The following is a 19776-nucleotide window of genomic DNA, read 5'->3' as shown; positions in this document are numbered from 1 at the left end:
TTATTTTCTTAATATCAACTTAGCTTTTGATTTACCAACTAACTTGCTGAGTTCTTTCTCGCTGGCTTCCATTACACGCTTTACAGAGCCAAAATGACTGATGAGCTTATCAACAGTTTTTGGACCAATTCCTTGAATTCCATCAAGTGACGTGCCTAAACTGTTTTTACTCCTCCTATTTCTGTGGTGATTTATTCCAAAGCGGTGGGCTTCGTTTCTAAGTTGTTGTATAACCTTAAGGCTTTCGGAACGTTTATCTAGGTAAATGGGTATGCTATCACCAGGGAAATATATTTCCTCCAAACGCTTGGCTATTCCAATGATGGCAATAGTATGTTCTAAACCAAGTTTTTCCAAACTCTTTCTGGCAGAACTAAGTTGTCCTTTTCCTCCGTCAATCACAATTAATTGAGGGAGGTCTTGGCCTTCTTCTTTAAGGCGTTTATACCTTCTAAAAACCACCTCTTCCATAGAGGCAAAGTCATCAGGGCCTTCTACAGTTTTTATGTTAAAATGTCTGTATTCTTTTTTGCTTGGCTTAGCATTTCTAAAAACTACGCAGGCGGCAACAGGGTTCGTTCCTTGAATGTTTGAATTGTCAAAACATTCTATATGACGTGGCTTTTGTTTTAATCGCAAATCACTTTGTAATTGCTCGAGAACCCTACGGTTGTCAAGTCGATGACGCAACTCATCGTTTTTTCGAATCCTGTCTTTTTGTAAGTTTTTGGCGTTGCGGTAACACAACATCACTAATTTGTATTTATCGCCAATTTTAGGAACACTAACTTTTAGGTTTTCCCATGATGATTCTAAAGGAATATTTAAAAATGCTTCTTTAGAGGTGCTATGAAAGCGTTGACGAATTTCGGTAATTGCCATAGTAAGAAGCTCTTCATCACTCTCGTCTAATTTCTTTTTTATCTCCATAGCATGGGCTTGTATAATTGCTCCGCTAGACACCTTAAAGAAGTTGACATAAGCATAGTCTTTGTCAGAGGCTATACAAAACACATCCACATCATTAATGCTTGGACTAACTATTGAAGATTTGGACTGGTAATGCTCTAATTGTTCTATCTTCTCTTTGACTAGCTGGGCTTTTTCATACTCCATTTTTTCAGAAAAGTTGAACATCTCGTCTTTGAAGTGTTGTACTACAGTGCGAATATTTCCTTTTAGTATTTGTCGAATTTGAGTAATATCTTTTTCATAATCCGATGCCTTTTGTTTGCCAACACATGGCGCTAGGCAATTACCAATATGAAACTCCAAGCATTCCTTGAATTTATTAGCTTCGATATTATCTTTTGACAAATTGAATTTGCATGTTCGTAGAGGATATATCTGGCGTATAAAACTCAACATGGTATTCACCAATTTGGGGTTGGTGTATGGTCCAAAGTATTCAGAGCCGTCTTTTATTAGGGTTCGAGTGTAAAACACTCTGGGAAAAGGTTCTTTTTTGATGCAAATCCAAGGGTAGGTTTTGTCGTCTTTTAAAAGAATATTGTAACGCGGTTGGTATTTTTTTATGAGGTTGTTTTCGAGTAATAAAGCATCCATTTCCGTTTCTACCACTAGTATTTCAATGCGGTCAATTTTACGCACCATATAGGTGGTTTTGAAACTGTTGTGTTCTCTGTTAAAATAAGACGATACCCTTCGTTTTAGATTTTTGGCTTTGCCTATGTATAGCAATCCATCCTCCTTGTCGTAAAAACGGTAAACTCCAGCCTCAGTAGTAAGGTTGAGCAAAACGGATTGTATTTCTGGTGAGGCTTTCACGAGTCCAAAAATACGGATTTAAAAAGTGTGTAAAACCCCTTCGAAAAATCAGAGGGAGATTGGATTAAAGCTCGTAGGATAAACAAATTTCTACAGCACCATAAAAGCCGCTATTAAACACGCCGTATTCATCATCAGTATTGAATTCATCAATAATAGAAACGTTAAAATTATAGGTAGGCCCAGCGTTAATGGTCAGGTAAAAAGGGTTAAACCGCTTTTGAATACCATAGGTTGGTCCAATGGAGTAATTGGGAGAAGAAATACTTACTCCTTCAGATTGGTGTTTCCCGCTAACTAAAAGTTTTATCCCCCAATACGGTTCAAAGCCTTTCAGTAACTTGGATTCTTCGCCCTTCAATTTACGGTAATGAATATCCAAAAAAGGTAAGAAAAATCTAGACGCATTTGTGGGAACGCAGGCTGTATTGGGGGTGGTTGTAAGCCAACCATAACCGGCATTGACAATTAGTTTTTGTTGTGCTGAAATAGCGTGTTCGTACTCCACACCTGGGTTAATAATATTTAATCGAAATACAGATTGGTCTTGTGCCGCACAAGTCAGCGACAATAGAAATAAAAAAAGAATGCTTTTTTTCATGGTTTTAAGTTTTTTCTTGAAAACATAAATTTACAATAAATATTACCACCCCACAACGGCAGTTTTCTTCTCTAAAATTGTCGGCAAGCTAGATTGGGTGGCTTCTAACCACAAGATGTATCGTCCAATACTAGCAGCTTCTTTTCTATCGGTAAGTCCATCCCAAATATAAAAGTTGTCAGTACCAAAGAGTTCATTATTTATAAGCGTTCTTATGGGAAAACCTTGTGCGTCAAAAATGATAAGCCTACCCTTGTAACCACTTTGTTTAAAGGTTAAACGTATCGCCAATACATCTTGCCAACCGTCATTGTTTGGACTAATTACATCAGGGCTTAAGCTCATTACATCATTAGGAGGTTCTATGACTTGGGCTTGTGAATTGGGCAGGGTGGGTGTAGAAAAACCCGACTGCTCCGATGCCGAATGCCAATTACTAGCCTCTGCGCTAATCCGCTCCAAAGAGACTCCGTCAAGTTCTTGCAAAAGGTCAAAATGCATGCTTTCATTGTAATGAAATTCATCTATACTAACAGAGTCAAGTGCTAATACCACCACGCCATCGTCATTATTATAGTTCGGTAAACTTTCTATTTCTATTATCTGCTGTTCAAGGGCGTTAGGGTGGTATTTCATAAGGGTTTCTTTTGATTTGCAAACCACCAAAATTTCTTGAGGCTCTATAAAATCATAGCTTTCAGATATTACTTTAAAATTAGCCGCTTCATCGGCATAATAATTCGCTAGCTGAAGACCTCTTATACACAATGTTTTATCGCTTCTGTTGAGGATTTCCACAAAATCATTATCGCCATCAATAGGGTTAAACAACACCTCATTGACAACTATATCCTTAGGTTGAGGGTATAAAAAAGTGTCCTTGAAAGAATAGCCTTCTACCACAATGTTATCAAAGAAAAAACTTTCACAGCGTGTTTTGGCATACACACATTCAATACCGAAATAGTCGCTTTGCAAATGGCTATCGTCAAAGGCTTGTCCTTGAGTGAAATAGCTTGGGTCAGTAGAGCGTTTTGCACTTAACGTCCAATTTCCAATACTGTCTCTATCCGCCCTAATAGATAGATTATTGGTAGAAAAGTCTAGAAAATCATCGGTGCCGTCAATAATTTTTGTGCTTTGTCCTGAAGTAATTTTATACAAACTAACCTCATCGTCTACCCCACCAACTTTTACGAAATAACCGTTGGCTACAGAGTCTGAACTTAAATGGATTTTAGAATAATTACTACCTGAGGTATTGAAGTCCATTCTAACAGATAATTCCCAATGCCCTTTTATAAGAGCTTTTGAGGGGTGCCAAATAATAGACTCGCCTGTTTCTGGCGGAGCAGTCAACTGCAAAAGTCCTGTGCTGTCTATTGAAAATTCGGCAGTATCACCAAGCCAGCCTTCAAAAGTGGTAAAGTCATCAGTAAATTGAGCGTAAAGAAATATTGGAGCTAACCAAATAAGGAGTAGTTTTTTCATCTGTGAGAATGCTTCAAGTCTATCAAATATAGTTATTTTTGGTTCAAATTTATACTTTATGAAGGTAGCTTTAGTAGGTGCAACGGGTATGGTTGGACAAGTGATGCTTCAATTATTGGAGGAGCGTTCATTTCCTTTGACAACTCTTTTACTGGTTGCTTCAGAAAAATCTGTTGGTCAAAGACGTACTTTCAAGGGTAAAGAATTGACCATTATTTCCCTTGAAGAGGCAGTGTCTCAATCGCCTGATTTAGCATTATTTTCAGCAGGTGGATCTGTTTCTGAAGAATGGGCACCACAGTTTGCTAATGTTGGCACGACGGTTATCGACAACTCATCATTTTGGAGAATGTCAGACCACCACCCTTTAGTAATTCCTGAAATAAATGGGAACACCATTTCTAAGGAGGATAAAATAATTGCTAATCCCAATTGCTCAACTATTCAGATGTTAATGGCTCTTAAACCCTTACATGATGAATATCAAGTTAAGCGCGTGGTCGTTTCTACTTATCAGTCCATTACTGGAACTGGCGTAAAAGCTGTTAGGCAATTAGAAAACGAAAGGAAGGGAGAAAAAGGAGAAATGGCATATCCATACCCTATTCACGAAAATGCTCTACCCCATTGCGATGTTTTTGAAGTTAATGGCTATACTAAAGAGGAGATGAAACTGTCTCGAGAGACTAAAAAAATCATGCAAGACGACAGTATTGAGGTAAGCGCTACCGCTGTTCGTGTGCCAGTAAAGGGCGGTCACTCTGAAAGTATAAACGTAGAGTTCCACAAAGATTTTGAACTATCCAAAGTGAGGCAATTGTTACACGAGATGCCTGGTGTAAGCCTACAAGACAACCCAGACGTCAACACCTACCCTATGCCGATATACACAGAGGGTAAGGACGAGGTATTTGTTGGAAGAATTCGCCGAGACTTTTCACAAAAAAATACGCTTAACATGTGGGTGGTTGCCGACAACTTAAGAAAGGGTGCCGCAACTAATACCGTTCAAATTGGAGAATACCTCATACAAAACGGGCTTATATGATAATTAGCCACAAGCATAAGTATGTTTTTGTGGGTCTGCCTTTGGCGGCTTCTACAGCTATTTCTAAAGAACTTTGTAAAATGTATGATGGTATACCTATACTGGCTAAGCACTCTTTATATCAAGACTTTCTAAAGATCGCTACAGAAGAAGAGAAAAAATATAAAGTCATCGCTTGTTCTAGAAATCCCTTAGATATATCCGTCAGTTATTATACTAAAATGATTACCGATAGTAGCGGGAACTTCTCAAACAAATCTCTACTAAGAAAAAACGGAGGGCACTTAAAAATGAGGGATTTTAAATTGTCGAAATTATTTAGAGAAGGGCAATTCGACTACAATTTCTTCTTAGAAAAATACTATCAATTTCCGTTTGATAACTGGCTGTCTATTACTTCGCTTCACTGTGATTTTATTATCCGATTTGAAAATTTAATTGAAGATTTTGAAAAGGCATTATTACATTGTGGTATTGAGCCTAAACGTTCGCTTCCAATGGTGAATAAAACCAAGCACAAAAAAGCATTTGAATCATTTTACAATGAGAGTAATAAAAAGATTTGTTTGTCTGTTTTTGGTCCCTTTATGCTGCAACATAATATGGCATTTCCTGCTATTTGGGGAGAGTGTAAAGTGGGTTGGCTCCCTAAGCTACAATTTAGAGTCTTGAGTTCCATCAGAAAGTTTTACTGGTTAAACAAAAGCTATCGCAACACAAATGCTCAGAAAGTATACAAAGAGCTTTTAGAAAATCACCAATAAATTTTTACTTAAAAAAGGAGCGGTGGAATATTAGCATATTGATGACGCCAACGCTAATAGATGCGTCTGCAATATTAAATACAGGTCTGAAAAAGATAAAATGATTGCCACCAACTAACGGCATCCAATCAGGGAAATGCCCATTTATTAAAGGGAAATAAAACATATCTACAACCTTGCCTTGAAGAAAACCGGCATAGCCGCCTTCAAAGACTGTTGCCAACTGTCCATAGCTCTCCGAAAAAATTAGACCATAAAAGGCACTATCAATCATGTTTCCTATTGCCCCTGCTAACACTAAAGATATGCTAAAAACAACTCCTTTCTTAACATCGGTAGCCGCTATGTTTTTTAAATAGATTGCTATTGCAACAATAGCGACTAACCTAAAAATACTGAGCAAATACTTGCCAAAAGAACCACCAAACTCCATGCCAAATGCCATGCCCTTATTCTCTGTAAAGTGAATGATGAACCAGTCAAAAAAATGAATTTCTTGACCGATCATCATATTGGTCTTAATCCAAACTTTAAGAAGTTGGTCAAGAATTAAAATAGCAGCAATTAAGAGGATTGATTTTTTTAGCATTGTGTATTATTGAGCACGCTTAGCTTCTATACTCAATGTAGCATGGGGAACAAGCTTTAAGCGTTCCTTTTGAATGAGCTTGCCTGTTACCCTACAAATACCATAGGTTTTATTGTCAATTCGCTTGAGGGCATTGTATAAATTGTGAATGAATTTCTCTTGACGCAAGGCCAATTGTGCATTTTCTTCTTTTGAAAGTGTTTCAGAGCCTTCTTCAAACCCTTTGAATGTAGGCGAAGTATCTTCCGTTCCGTTATTTGAATCATTAGTGTAGGCGCTTTTAATAAGCTCTAAATCTTTCTCTGCCTTGTCAATTTTATCTTGTATAATCTGTCGAAACTCTTTGAGTTCTGTATCTGAATATCTTGTTTTCTCAGTAGACATATTCTATATTTTTTGTATTTCTATATTGGTATTTATCCCTTCTACCAGTTCAATCGTCGAGCCTGTTTGAGCCTCTTCGCTGTCAGTGATACGAAGCTCATCGGCTAATGTTTCAGAGCAAATATAATTTAAATTCTCATTTATTGCATTAGCCAATTTTTCAGATGCACTTAAAGAGATGTTAATACGGTCTGTAACCTCAAACCCTTCGTCTTTTCTAATGTTTTGAATACGGTTTATAAGCTCCCTTGCTAAGCCTTCTTGAACGAGGTTATCGTTTAGGCTGATATCTAGAGCAAGTGTATTTCCATTTAAAGAAGTTACTGCCCAGCCTGGAATATCTTCAGTAGTAATTTCAACATCTGCACGTTCAATTTGAATACTATCGTTTTCTAGTTGAAGTGTATAGTTTCCGTTTTCCTCTATGGATACAATATCCTCTGAAGTAAATTGTGAGATTGCTTGAGAGATGGCTCTCATTTGTTGCCCAAATTTTGGTCCTAATGTTTTGAAATTAGGCTTTATTTTCTTGACTAAAACACCAGAGTCTGTGGTCATGAACTCGAGTTCTTTGACGTTAACTTCTGCTAGCACTAAGTCTTTTACTGCTTCTACTTGGGCTTTTACTTTGTCGTTTAAGACCGGCACCATTATCTTTTGTAAGGGTTGTCTTACCCGTAGGTTTTCCTTCTTTCGTAATGAAAAAGCCATTGAAGTAAGGTCTTGTGCTAATCGCATTTGCTCTTCTAAATCGGTATTAATTAAGGCCTTATCAGCTGTTGGCCATTGGGCAAGGTGTACCGATTCTAATGTGGATTTTTGACTAACGCCGTTTAAGTCCACAAATAGTTTGTCCATAAAAAATGGAGCAATCGGAGAAGCTAAGATAGCTATGGTCTCCAAACAGCTGTATAGTGTTTGGTAAGCCGATATTTTATCCTGCTCGTATTCGCCTTTCCAGAATCGTCTTCTGCACAAACGCACATACCAATTACTAAGGTTATCGTTGACAAATAGTTGAATGGCACGAGCCGCTTTTGTAGGTTCATAATCTTCTAAAGACTCCCCTACTTCCTTTATTAAAGTGTTTAGCTCTGATAGTATCCACTGGTCAATTTCTGGTCTTTCTTTGACGTCAATATCGGCTTCATCATAAGAGAATCCGTCAATGTTGGCGTACAGAGCAAAGAAGGCGTAAGTGTTGTAAAGTGTTCCGAAGAATTTACGTTTTACCTCTGCTAATCCGTCTAAATCAAATTTTAGGTTGTCCCATGGTTGAGCATTGCTTATCATGTACCAGCGGGTGGCGTCTGCTCCGTACTCCTCTAGGGTTTCAAAGGGGTCGGCGGCATTGCCCAAACGCTTGGACATTTTATTGCCGTTTTTATCTAATACTAATCCGTTAGATACTACGCTTTTAAAGGCTACACTGTCAAACAAAATAGTGGCTATAGCGTGAAGGGTAAAGAACCACCCTCTTGTTTGGTCAACGCCCTCTGCAATGAAATCTGCAGGGTATGATTTTTCAAATAACTCTTTATTCTCAAATGGGTAATGCAATTGCGCGTAAGGCATAGAGCCTGAGTCAAACCATACATCTATAAGATCCGCTTCTCTTCGCATGGCTTTGCCGCTTGCAGAACGTAAAATAATGTCATCTACAAATGGACGGTGTAAATCGAAGGTGGCGTAATTTTCTGCCGACATATCGCCCACTACAAAATTGGCTAGTGGGTTGGCTGACATTAAGCCTGCTTTCACTGATTTTTCAATTTCTGCTTTCAGCTGCTCCATTGAGCCAATACATATTTGCTCTTCGCCATCTTCAGACGTCCATATCGGTAATGGTATTCCCCAAAATCTTGAACGCGATAAATTCCAATCCACAAGGTTCTCTAGCCAATTGCCGAATCGTCCTTCACCTGTTGATTTTGGCTTCCAATTTATGCTATTATTGAGCTCCACCATGCGTTCCTTTGCGGCCGTAGTTTTTACAAACCAACTCTCTAGTGGATAATATAAGATTGGCTTGTCGGTTCGCCAGCAGTGCGGGTAAGAGTGCTCGTACTTTTCTGCTTTAAAGCATTTGTTTTCTTCTTTTAACTTGATGACCAACTGTATATCGGCAGACTTTTCTGGAGCTTTTCCATCATCGTAAAATTCATTTTTGACATACATTCCTGCAAAGTCCGTTACTGCATCTACAAATCGTCCTTGAGTATCTACTAATGTCAAAGAGCCAATGCCGTTTTGTTTGGCTACAAGGTTATCGTCCGCACCAAAACTAGGGGCTAAATGAACTATCCCCGTTCCGTCTTCGGTGGTTACAAAGTCGCCAATTAACACCTTAAAGGCATCGCCATCTTCTGGTTGTGCATAGGGCAATAATTGCTCGTAACGCAAGCCTTCTAAGTCTGTCCCCTTTACTTCATTGATGATTTCAAAAGGAATATTCTTGTCTCCTTTGGAATATTCAATTAGTGCTAGCTCACTGTTTTTCTCTGCGAAATATTTGCCAAACAGGTTTTTAGCAACAATCACCGTAACGGCATCAAAAGTGTATGGGTTATAGGTGTTCACCACCACATACTCAATGTTTTTACCAACTGCCAAAGCGGTATTCGAGGGCAATGTCCAAGGGGTGGTTGTCCATGCTAAAAAGTGAAGCTCGCCATGTGCTTTTTCATATAGAAACTCAGATGCTTCGTTTCTTACTGTTTTAAACTGGACTATGGCGGATAAGTCTTTTACGTCTTTGTAGCAGCCTGGTTGATTAAGTTCGTGAGAACTTAGCCCTGTTCCTGCTTTTGGGGAAAATGGCTGTATGGTATGCCCCTTATAGAGCATGTCTTTTTTATCCATTTGGCTCAATAGCCACCATACACTTTCTATGTATTTATTGTCGTAGGTAACGTATGGGTCATTCATGTCTACCCAATAGCCCATTTTGTCCGTTAGGTCTTCCCAAACGTTCTTGAACTTCATGACGTTCTCTCGACACTTTTTGTTGTAGTCTTCAATAGAAATGGTTGTTCCTATATCTTCTTTTGTAATGCCCAGCTCTTTTTCTACTCCCAACTCTACTGGCAAGCCGTGAGTATCCCATCCAGCCTTACGGTTTACTTTAAAGCCTTGAAGGGTTTTAAATCGGCAAAATATATCTTTAATAGCCCTGCCCATAACGTGGTGAATGCCAGGCATACCATTAGCGGATGGTGGCCCTTCATAAAAGGTAAAAGAGGGATTGTTGTTTCTAGTAGAAACGCTTTTTTCAAATATTGAGTTTGCCTTCCATCTGGACAACACTTCTTTGTTGATGCCCGATAAATCTAGCTGTTTATATTCTGGGTATTTTTTCATTCTTAAATCGTAGCAATGACTTTTAATTCTATAGCAATGGGTGTGGGCAAACAATTGATTTCAACCGTTGTTCTGCAGGGCTGATTGTCAGCAAAAAACTCTGCATATACCTTGTTGTAGATTTTAAAATCGTCTTTCATATTGGTCAAAAATACCGTCACATCAATGACTTTATCCCATGAAGAGCCTGACTCTTCAACGATAGTTCGGACATTATTGAAAACTGAACGGCATTGGGCTTCTATGTCATAAGAGACAATGTTTCCAGATTCGTCTAACTCTACACCAGGTATTTTTTTAGTGCCGCGTTCTCTGGGGCCGACCCCTGACAAAAACAATAAATTTCCGTGCTGGCGAGCGTGAGGGTATAAGCCTACGGGCTCAGGTGCCTTGGTCGATTCTATTTTCTTACTACTCATATACCTAAAATTAATTGTGCGAAAATACTCAATGCTATGGAGAATAGCAATCTAATAAAATTAACTCAAAAATAAATACATTTGCACTTCAATATTGGGGATGTAGCTCAGTTGGCTAGAGCGCTTGACTGGCAGTCAAGAGGTCGTGGGTTCGAGCCCCATCTTCTCCACCAAAGCGGAACACTATCATAATTGTGTTTCGCTTTTTTTAATAGACCTTAAAGTATTTTAATGAAATCACTAACTGACATTTTTAGTATTGTTTAGATTTAGGGTAGCCAAAAACATAACTGTATTGTACAATATGTAATGTATACTTTTTTATTAGTATTGCATATATTTATAAGTTGGCGTGCATTAGAAAAACAGAACTCAAATTGAAAATTATTACTTGGAATTGTAATGGAGCATTAAGAAAAAAGTTTGAGAATTTAACGGACTTTAATGCTGACATACATATAATCCAAGAGTGTGAAAATCCAGCAGAAACCAAACACAAAGAATACAATGAATGGGTAGAAAATTATTTATGGATTGGAGACACCAAGAATAAAGGAATTGGAATTTTTGCAAAGAAAGATATAGAACTAAAAAGACTGGATTGGTCAGACAATTTTAAAGACCATAAAGTAAAACACTTTTTACCTTGTTCTGTAAATCAAGATTTTGACTTATTAGCAGTTTGGAATCACAGCAATAAATCACCAACTTTTGGATATATTGGACAATTATGGAAATATCTTCAAGTCAACAAACCGAATTTAAATAAGAGCTTAATTATTGGAGATTTTAACAGCAACAAGATTTGGGACAAATGGGACAGATGGTGGAATCACTCTGATGTTGTGGCTGAACTGAACGAAATCGGAATTGAAAGTTTATATCATAAATATTGGAAAGAAGAGCAAGGAACCGAAACTCGACCGACTTTTTTCCTGCATAGAAAATTAGAAAAGCCATATCATATCGATTATGTTTTTGGCAGTAAAGAATTTATAAATGGATTAAAAAAAATGGAATTTGGAAAAATAAGTGATTGGTTAAAAGTAAGTGACCATTTACCAATTATATGTGAATTTGATACTGAAAAAATAACGACACGCCAACAATGTATAACCGCAATTACGGCGGATTCGACTACGTCCGAATCCACTCGGAATTGCGAGCGTTAGTGCTTAATCGAAAATTAGTAACTTAAAACCCGTAATTGACGGTTATATGCAACCGTTGGCGGTAATTACATTAAACCTTAGATGACTGTAAGAGTCTAAGAAGAAAATTTAAAAGGTTAATTTATGATGAAACAGATTTTTGCAAGTTTACTAATCATGGTGTCTTTGATATCATGTAATAAAGATGGTGACAACATAAGTCCACCTGTAATATCTGCACCAATAGTCAAGTTGAATACTACCTATGAAGTATCTATTGCGGAAGATATCACTTACGCTGAAGGACTTAGTCATGATAGTTGGAATAGTGCCAATACCTCTGTAGTTCCGTTATTAATGGACTCTTATGTTCCAGACAATGATGTGCAAAATCGTCCTTTACTGATGTTAATTCACGGTGGTGGATTTTCTGGGGGTTCAAAACAACAGGAAGCATTAGTTTATATGGCAAATTATTACGCTTCTAGAGGCTTTGTTGTATTTTCAATTGACTACAGACTTAGAGGCGATAAAGGAACAATTCCACAAGAATGGATAGATGCGACAACTAATGTAGACCCTGCAGAACTTGACCAACTATACGCAATGTACCCTGCTCACCGAGATGCTAAAGCTGCTTTAAGGTGGATTATAGCTAATGCTGACAATTATCACATCAATACGGATTATATTACTGTAGGCGGTGGTTCAGCAGGAGCAATTACGTCTATTGGGCTTGGTGTATCAGAATTAGGTGATTATAAAGATGAAATAAGCTTAAGTGAAGATAACACCTTATCTACTACCAATCTTTCTCAAACCTATGAAGTAAAAACAATTTTAGACTTTTGGGGCTCCGGTGTATCTATAGAAATACTGGAGTCAATTTATGGTTACCAAAAGTTTGACTCAAATGACCCAGCATTGTTTATAGCTCATGGCACAGAAGACCCTACCGTACCTTTTAGTAGTGCAGAAGATTTAAAAACTATATGGGAAACAAATAAAATTGATTTTGTGTACTATCCATTAGAAGGCAAAGGTCATGGTGCTTGGGGAGCTACTGTGAATGGAAAAAGCTTATCAGATTTATCTTTTGATTTTATAGTGGAGAACCAAAGTTTGAATGTCGAATAAAAACTGCACTCAACAAGGTGTATAGTGCATACCCTTCGGGATACGCACCATATACGGAACGTTCCGCTTTTTTCAAATTGATTTGAATATGTAAGGGTTTTGCATATCATTTTGTAATTAAAGTTTTTGTTATGTAATATTGTTTAAGTTTTGATTCTCAAACCCCAATGAACAGTATAAATTTTCCTTTATTAATAATCTCGCTTACTACTCTCCTTGCTTCTTGCACTAAAGACGAGCCTTTGTCAATGCGTTGGGACTTAACTGCTTGTTTTAATCCGTGGGATAGCTACTTTAGTTTAGACACATTTTCGACTGATGGTTACATCGCAGGGGTAAATGATTACCTTTCTGAAGAAGGAATAGAAGTGAATTACATCACATCCGATTTTGACTCTTCAAAAGTAGAGCTATGCTTTGCTTGCCATTGTAAAACAGGAACGGTAATTGTTATTAACATTCCGACAAAAGATAGAAGAAAATTAAAAAATTTAGCCCCTAATAATCAATTCGATTTGAGTTTTTACTAAAGCAAATCTAATTCTTTAACTGTCATTTTATTCAATGTTCGAAATAAGAACGCTTAATTACATAAAAAAGAAACCCACTCAAATGAGTGGGTTTTAAATCTTATAATATTCAGGAGGTTTAGTATTTACTATCTAAAAACTCCTCTAATTCTTCACCGCTACTACTAAAGGTAAAAAGATCGTAAACTTTGTAATAATTCTCAAGATCATACACATAATCGTATGCAAACTTTGCTATTTCTAGCTTACCATCATCCCAATCAAAATTGTTTAATAAAATAAGCAGTTGGTCAAGAGTCATACAATTCGTTCGGATAATTTGTTTTGTTACACGAACCTTGTCGTCATTAAAGGTTTGTTTTTTAACCGTTTTCGCCATATCCTCAACCCTTTCTGCACTTGTTGGTGGTGTGCACCCCACTTTTCCAGTATAGCCAGAAACATGTACAGGTTCTGGTTTTGTGGTTTGTACAGGCTCTGGTGCAGGTTGGGTTGTATTCGATTCTTGAACATTAAAGTTGATGTTCATATTTGAATTGTGCGTAGGTTCTGGCTGACTCTGAGTATTATCTTCAATATTCATGTTAATGTTCATATTGATAGATGTAGAGCCGTTTTGGGCGCTCAGACCTAATGAAAGAAATAGGGTGAAAATAAATGTTAGGTGTTTCATTTTTTGAATTTTAAAGTGATAAATAATTAAGGTTTAATAAAGTCGAGCAATTAGTTACAATCACACGTTTGCTCTATGTTTTGTGTAAATCCATCAACTACTTGAGTGATGGTCGTTGCGCCTTCAATCTCCTCCAGATCTTCGTCAAACACATCGTTGATTTCAATTGTTTGGTTTACATCTGGCATTCCCGTTTGAGAAACAACTTGCGAACAGCTACAGTCTTTACACTTCTTACACGAAGAAAAAACGAAAAAGCATATAAACAGGGGTAATAAAAAGGTTATCTTTTTCATAATGAATTTGTTTTTCTAAATCTAAAAAAAATTTAACATTGATTATACTGGGTGCATTTTCTTTTTTTAAAAGCTATGGCTTTTTAACCTTAAAGTAAGACTAAAAACCCCGCTCTGCTGAGCGGGGTTAGTGGTTCAAAACTTATGCGATTCCTTTTTTACTTCCATAATAGAGCAGACCCAAAGCTGCTAAATTCAGTATTATTACTGGTAATGGGGCTGTTGGATTTCCTGAAAAAGCATTAACTAAATCAGGAAGAGCAAAGAAACCCATCACTACAAAAAATAAAAAGGATAGTCTTTTCAAAGGTGCTACTTCTAAAATAGAGGTTGCGCCTACCATTAGAAAGAAAAATCCAAGACCTACACAGCCTATTACTAACGCAAATGTGTCAAAAATAGTCATAGCGTCTTCGGATATTGTGTCATAGCCAAAAGCGTCAACAATAAGCATTGTTTTAACGTCTTCAGATATCATTGCTCCAAATAATGGCAAAAGCTGTAACAGCATGAGTACTGCTGCAATCCAAAAAATTGTTTTTAATTTCATCGTTTTATTTGTTAAAGTTATTTTCAAATAACGCAAAAAAACAATCATTTTTATGCCAAAGCCTATAAAAACTATCATTTTTTATATTTTTGGACTTACATTAACCGCTAAACCTTTCGCCCAATGTCAATGTTTGAGAATAAATTTGAAAAAGCACTTTGGAACTTGCGATATGTAGTAATTCTTTCCGTAATACTATCCATAGTAGCTTCAATTACTTTATTTGTTATAGGAAGCTGGGATATTATGTATTCGATCATTTATCAAAACCCCTTGTTTAATGTAGAGGTAAACAATAACAATGACCTGCTATTCAAAATTATTTCGTCAATAGATTTATTCTTAATCGGTATTGTATTGCTCATTTTTGGCTTTGGTGTATACGAACTTTTCATTAGTGAAATTGATTTTGCGAAAGGTAAATTTTCTGAGTCCACATTAAAAATTAGTAGTCTGGATCAACTTAAAAACAAGATAATTAAGGTCATTATCATTGTCTTAATTGTAAAATTTTTTGAGAAAATTCTGAAGCTAACGCCGAACTTTACAACCCCTATGGATGTGTTGTTTTTTGGTGTTTCTATTTTGTCGATTTGCTTAGGTTACTACTTGATAAACAAAAAATAAAAGACGCTTTTTAGTTTGTTGAAGTTTACGGTTTATTCTTACTTCCGTATCTTTGCACCTCTACCCCACCTTGACAAAAAAATTAAATATCGTTTGGCTCAAAAGAGACCTAAGAACCTCCGACCATGAGCCTTTTTTTCATGCTGAAAATCATGAAAACGATTACATCTCTATCTACATTTTTGAGCCTAATCTGTTGTCTCATCCTGACAGTAGTTTGAGGCATCAGCAGTTTGTTTACCACTCTATTTTAGACCTTAATAAGTCCCTTAAGCCCTATAAAAGGAATGTACATGTTTTCTATGCAAATGCTGATGAGGTGTTTTCATATTTAACAGAGGAGTATTCTATATCAAAGGTGTTTTCATATCAAGAAAGTGGCATTAAAACAACTTGGGACAGGGATAAGTCCGTAGGTAAAATTTTAAAAAACAGAGGAGTTGAATGGCATGAATTTGAAAATCAATCTGTAAAAAGAGGACTTAACCACAGGTTGGGATGGGATAAAGACTGGTACCTATACGCTCATTCTGAATGCATTCAAAACACCTTTAGCAAAAGCTCACCAACCCTTGATAAAAGCCCCTATGATTTTGATGTAAAAAAGCATCCTAAATTAGGGGCTTATCCAAACAACTATCAGCCAGCAGGCGAGTCTTTTGCTGTGAAATACCTCAACTCTTTTCTTGACGAAAGGGGAAAGAATTATTCTAGACACATTTCAAGCCCACAAAAAAGCAGAGTGTCATGCAGCCGTTTGTCAACTTATTTAGCCTGGGGCAATATTAGCGTTCGTGAAGTGTTTCAAAAAGTTAAAACAGACCCTAACTACAAATCACACAAACGTTCTTTTGATGCTTGTTTAACTAGATTAAAATGGCGTTCACACTTCATTCAGAAATTCGAAACTGATTGTAGATACGAATTGTTCTGTATCAACAAAGGCTATGAAAAAATGGAGTACGATAACAACGATTCTTTATTGCAAAAATGGAAAGAAGGAAAAACAGGCTTTCCGCTTGTTGACGCCAGTATGCGGTGCCTCATTAATAATGGATGGATAAACTTCAGGATGAGAGCAATGCTTGTGTCTTTCCTATGCCACCACCTCAATCAAGATTGGCGTAGAGGAGTGTATCATATTGCTCAGTTGTTTTTGGATTATGAGCCTGGCATTCACTTCACTCAATTTCAAATGCAGGCAGGAGTTACCGGAATAAATTCAATCCGTATATACAACCCCGTAAAACAATCAATAGAAAAAGACCCCGATGGTGAGTTTATTAAAAAATGGGTGCCTGAACTCCGCGAAATAGAGACTCCTTTTATTCATCGTCCATGGGAGATGACGCCGATTGATTTGCTTTCCAAAGGAATAACATTGGATTATCCAGCCCCAATAGTAGAGCCCGTAAAAGCAGTTAAAACAAGCAGAAATCAGCTTTGGAGCCTACGCAAAGACCCATTAGTGAAAGAGGAGTCTGAAAAACTTCTTAAAATTCATGTAAGGCCGTCTGTAAAACCGAAATGAAATACATAATGTTTATTATACTTATCTTTACGACAACTAACAAGTTCTTTTAAAATGAGAATTGTATTATTTCTATTGCTTATTTGTAATGCGCTTAATGCTCAGGTTGTAATAAATGAAATTTCAGCAAATAAAGGCTTTTGGGCTTTTGACGGTGAGTGGAATGAAAACGACTGGATTGAACTCTATAATTCTTCAGCAAATACAATAGACCTATCCACCTACTTTCTCAGCGACAACCAAGATAATTTAGCAAAGTGGGACTTGCCAGAGCTGTTTATTGGACCGTACGGATTTGTGATCTTTCATTGTTCTGGAAAAGATATTAGCATTTCTAGTGGTGGGACAGATTATCACCACACCAACTTCAGGTTGTCTGCTGGAGAAACCGTTTTACTCACAGACGGTGCAACTATACTAGACAGCAATCAAATTGATCCAAGTATTTATTTTGGTATAAGTGAAGGAAGATCATCAGATGGCGAAAACGTCTGGTGCTTGTTTAACGAACCTACTCCAAACGGAAGTAACAACCTTAGCTATTGCTATGAGGGTATTACCCCTTCCCCATCACTCTCTCTAGAGTCAGGCTGGTATTCTGGAAGCGAATCGGTAAGCTGCTTAAACGATATTGAAGGCGCTATTACCTTTTACACTACCGACGGGAATGTGCCAACCACAAATGGCTCAGTATTTGTTGAGGCAATTAATATGAGCTCTAATACTGTTGTATCGGCACGGTCTTTTGCATTTAACCAATTGCCCTCTAAGATAATAGACAGAACATATATTTTTGAAGAAGACAACCATGGACTCGCTGTTTTTTCAATTCACACAAACCCCGAGCACTTATGGGATGAATACACGGGTATTTACGTGTCAGGACCAAATTCTGAAGAAGATTATCCGTTTTTTGGAAGTAATTTTTGGCAGCCATGGTCTAAATTTTCGCGACTTGAATATTTTGACAGCAATAAGGTTAAACGGGCCGAAGAATCTCTTGATTTAGAAATTCATGGGGGGTGGTCTAGGGCTGAACCTCAAAAATCTTTTCGTTTAGACTTTAAATCAAAGTATACTGGTAGACTTGAACATCCTGTTATAAACACTAAAAGCCATATAGAAAGTTACAATAACGTTAACCTTAGAAACGGCGGACAACACACCTGGAGCGATAAAATTCAGGACGCTATTTTTTCAAATGTTGTTAGCGAAACCAATGTCCACAATATGGGGTACGAGGGTTGTATTGTTTATTTGAACGGAGAGTATTGGGGGGTGTATGGTGTTCGAGAAAAAATAGACGAGCATTATATCTCTGATAACTTTGGTTATCCTGCTGACAGCTTAGATCTTCTAAACTCTTGGGGGGCTTTGGCAGGAAATATGGTAGAGGCCAATAATGTGTATAATGAGGTTATGGATACCGATGTAAACAGCCCTGACTTTTTTACACTTATGGACAACCGGTTTAATCTAGATAATTATATGGATTATTTTATAATTCAGACATATATACAAAATGTTGACTGGATGGGTATTTCTTGGGGAGCCAACAACATAAAGCTATGGAGACCACAAAGTGATGATGGAAAGTGGAGTTATGTGCTTTATGACACCGATGCTTCGTTTGGTTATTTCTGGGGCAACCCTTGGGACAACTTTTTATACCTCGCCGCAAACCCTGGTTACCCAAACAATCATTCAGAGATTTTTAATAAAGCCTTACAAAACGAAACGTTCAAATGTGAGTTTGCTAACCGTTATGCAGATTTGATGAATACAATCTTCATTCCTGAGAACTTCTCAGAAAAAGCCAATGCTATAAAAAATAATTTAGTGGCTGCCATGCCAGACCACATTGAAAGGTGGCAGGGTTTTGGAAACGAATGGAATGGAACTATTAACTCAGTAGAGCAATGGCAAAACGATATCGATGATATTGTCAACTATAACGAAGAGCGTTTAGATGGCGCTCGATACTATGTAGATAATACCTTGGGGTTGGGCGGTTGCTTTGAGCTTTCACTTAATGCATTTCCCATAGATGCTGGTGAGGTGAAAATCAACACTATTACCCCGGAAGAACTACCCTGGAGCGGCGTTTATTTTAACGGCTGTTCTGTTACTTTGACCGCCATTCCTGATAGCGGGTTTTCTTTTTCCCATTGGACTAGTGGTTTGGATTTTGTATTTTCTGAAGAAGAGTCAATAGTAGTTAACTTAAGCGAGGAAGAGTCGTTTGTGGCTGTATTTGATAAATGTGATGATATCCTTGATGTTTACATTAGCGAAAACGATAGCTCTATATCTGCTGATGTATCTTCATCTTCAGAAGATTATGAATTACAATGGTATCTGAACGGAAACGCACTATCAAACGATAGTGTTATATGTTTTCCGCTAAGCGGACTATATCAATTGGTTGTAAGCTCTGGAAACTGCTCGATGACTTCTGATGAATTGTTTATAGAACCAACCGTAGGTTTTACGAAGAATGAAGGCTTGGGCTCTATTAAAACTTACCCAAATCCGACAAACGGCATGGTCAATATAATATCTAATCCAAAAAGTGGAAGGCTTAAAACAGTCTCGCTTCTCAATACTATTGGAGAGCTTGTGTTAGTGGTAGAGGCTGATAAGAATCTGGGATTCTCCGTTGATTTTTCTTCTATACCCAAAGGAGTTTACTTATTGCGTTTAGATGCTGAAAACGAAAGTAGTATTGAAAAATTAATTCTTCAGTAAATTGTTCTTATTTTATATCTTTGCCGGCGTATCCTTAAAGAGTCATTTGTGAATTTTATTTATTAAAATTTAATGACTTAAGTCGAAAA

The 19776-nt window shown here is 37.2% G+C and carries 17 protein-coding genes, 1 tRNA gene and 1 pseudogene; 9 read left to right on the top strand and 10 right to left on the bottom strand.

Annotated features, from left to right (window positions below; genetic code table 11):
• The 3 genes from uvrC to ISP73_03515 all read right to left on the bottom strand — a co-directional run bounded on the left by uvrC (position 1) and on the right by ISP73_03515 (position 3880).
• Complete coding sequence (gene uvrC / locus ISP73_03525; GenBank protein ID MBL6657656.1) at positions 1 to 1770, bottom strand: excinuclease ABC subunit UvrC; 1770 nt, start codon at positions 1768 to 1770, stop codon at positions 1 to 3.
• 82 nt (positions 1771 to 1852) lie between these two features.
• Positions 1853 to 2389 carry a hypothetical protein gene (locus ISP73_03520; GenBank protein MBL6657655.1) on the bottom strand — a complete coding sequence of 179 codons (537 nt, stop codon included), beginning with the start codon at positions 2387 to 2389 and terminating at the stop codon, positions 1853 to 1855.
• Positions 2390 to 2431: 42 nt separating this feature from the next.
• Positions 2432 to 3880 (bottom strand): hypothetical protein, encoded by a 1449-nt coding sequence (locus ISP73_03515; GenBank protein MBL6657654.1) that lies wholly within the window; start codon positions 3878 to 3880, stop codon positions 2432 to 2434.
• A 58-nt stretch (positions 3881 to 3938) separates the two neighbouring features.
• Between ISP73_03515 and asd the strand changes: the two genes are divergently transcribed.
• The gene (gene asd / locus ISP73_03510; protein MBL6657653.1) at positions 3939 to 4928 is read left to right on the top strand and encodes an aspartate-semialdehyde dehydrogenase; all 990 of its coding nucleotides are present in this window, start codon (positions 3939 to 3941) and stop codon (positions 4926 to 4928) included.
• Positions 4925 to 5692, top strand: a complete 768-nt coding sequence (locus tag ISP73_03505) for a hypothetical protein (protein ID MBL6657652.1) — start codon at positions 4925 to 4927, stop codon at positions 5690 to 5692. The genes asd and ISP73_03505 overlap by 4 nt, the downstream gene beginning before the upstream one ends.
• Before the next feature lie 4 nt (positions 5693 to 5696).
• Here the strand turns inward: ISP73_03505 and ISP73_03500 are convergent, their stop codons facing one another.
• From ISP73_03500 to ISP73_03485, 4 genes are read right to left on the bottom strand one after another with little or no spacing between them, the layout of a single operon-like run.
• Entirely contained in the window at positions 5697 to 6281 is a 585-nt protein-coding gene (locus ISP73_03500; GenBank protein ID MBL6657651.1) for a lipoprotein signal peptidase, read from the bottom strand.
• A gap of 6 nt (positions 6282 to 6287) precedes the next feature.
• Positions 6288 to 6665, bottom strand: coding sequence for a TraR/DksA family transcriptional regulator (locus ISP73_03495; protein MBL6657650.1), 378 nt, complete (start codon positions 6663 to 6665; stop codon positions 6288 to 6290).
• 3 nt (positions 6666 to 6668) lie between these two features.
• Positions 6669 to 10025: an isoleucine--tRNA ligase gene (locus ISP73_03490; GenBank protein MBL6657649.1), complete on the bottom strand. Its 3357-nt coding sequence runs from the start codon at positions 10023 to 10025 to the stop codon at positions 6669 to 6671.
• Between the two features lie 2 nt (positions 10026 to 10027).
• Positions 10028 to 10444 carry a RidA family protein gene (locus ISP73_03485; GenBank protein MBL6657648.1) on the bottom strand — a complete coding sequence of 139 codons (417 nt, stop codon included), beginning with the start codon at positions 10442 to 10444 and terminating at the stop codon, positions 10028 to 10030.
• 96 nt (positions 10445 to 10540) lie between these two features.
• Here ISP73_03485 and ISP73_03480 point away from each other — a divergent pair.
• The 4 genes and pseudogenes from ISP73_03480 (at position 10541) to ISP73_03465 (ending at position 13262) form a co-directional block, all read left to right on the top strand.
• Positions 10541 to 10617: transfer RNA gene (locus tag ISP73_03480), tRNA-Ala, on the top strand.
• A 204-nt stretch (positions 10618 to 10821) separates the two neighbouring features.
• Positions 10822 to 11523, top strand: a pseudogene (locus ISP73_03475) (endonuclease/exonuclease/phosphatase family protein).
• Positions 11524 to 11739: 216 nt separating this feature from the next.
• A complete protein-coding gene (locus ISP73_03470; protein MBL6657647.1) occupies positions 11740 to 12732 on the top strand; it encodes an alpha/beta hydrolase in 993 nt (330 codons plus the stop codon).
• Positions 12733 to 12899: 167 nt separating this feature from the next.
• The gene (locus tag ISP73_03465; protein MBL6657646.1) at positions 12900 to 13262 is read left to right on the top strand and encodes a hypothetical protein; all 363 of its coding nucleotides are present in this window, start codon (positions 12900 to 12902) and stop codon (positions 13260 to 13262) included.
• A gap of 118 nt (positions 13263 to 13380) precedes the next feature.
• Here ISP73_03465 and ISP73_03460 read toward each other — a convergent pair whose 3' ends face one another.
• The 3 genes from ISP73_03460 to ISP73_03450 all read right to left on the bottom strand — a co-directional run bounded on the left by ISP73_03460 (position 13381) and on the right by ISP73_03450 (position 14781).
• Positions 13381 to 13935 carry a DUF4476 domain-containing protein gene (locus tag ISP73_03460; GenBank protein MBL6657645.1) on the bottom strand — a complete coding sequence of 185 codons (555 nt, stop codon included), beginning with the start codon at positions 13933 to 13935 and terminating at the stop codon, positions 13381 to 13383.
• A gap of 50 nt (positions 13936 to 13985) precedes the next feature.
• Positions 13986 to 14231 (bottom strand): hypothetical protein, encoded by a 246-nt coding sequence (locus tag ISP73_03455; GenBank protein ID MBL6657644.1) that lies wholly within the window; start codon positions 14229 to 14231, stop codon positions 13986 to 13988.
• A gap of 142 nt (positions 14232 to 14373) precedes the next feature.
• Positions 14374 to 14781, bottom strand: coding sequence for a hypothetical protein (locus ISP73_03450; protein ID MBL6657643.1), 408 nt, complete (start codon positions 14779 to 14781; stop codon positions 14374 to 14376).
• Between the two features lie 123 nt (positions 14782 to 14904).
• Here ISP73_03450 and ISP73_03445 point away from each other — a divergent pair, with 123 nt between their 5' ends.
• From ISP73_03445 to ISP73_03435, 3 genes are all read left to right on the top strand, one after another.
• Positions 14905 to 15408 carry a YqhA family protein gene (locus ISP73_03445; GenBank protein ID MBL6657642.1) on the top strand — a complete coding sequence of 168 codons (504 nt, stop codon included), beginning with the start codon at positions 14905 to 14907 and terminating at the stop codon, positions 15406 to 15408.
• A 70-nt stretch (positions 15409 to 15478) separates the two neighbouring features.
• Entirely contained in the window at positions 15479 to 16939 is a 1461-nt protein-coding gene (locus ISP73_03440) for a deoxyribodipyrimidine photo-lyase (GenBank protein ID MBL6657641.1), read from the top strand.
• 54 nt (positions 16940 to 16993) lie between these two features.
• Positions 16994 to 19687: a CotH kinase family protein gene (locus tag ISP73_03435; protein ID MBL6657640.1), complete on the top strand. Its 2694-nt coding sequence runs from the start codon at positions 16994 to 16996 to the stop codon at positions 19685 to 19687.
• The last annotated feature ends 89 nt before the right edge of the window (positions 19688 to 19776 follow it).

It is taken from the genome of Flavobacteriales bacterium (assembly GCA_016779935.1).
Classification (GTDB): domain Bacteria; phylum Bacteroidota; class Bacteroidia; order Flavobacteriales; family UBA7312.
The sequence above is the reverse complement of the archived record's forward strand: the minus strand, read 5'-3'. Positions and strand labels throughout refer to the sequence as shown.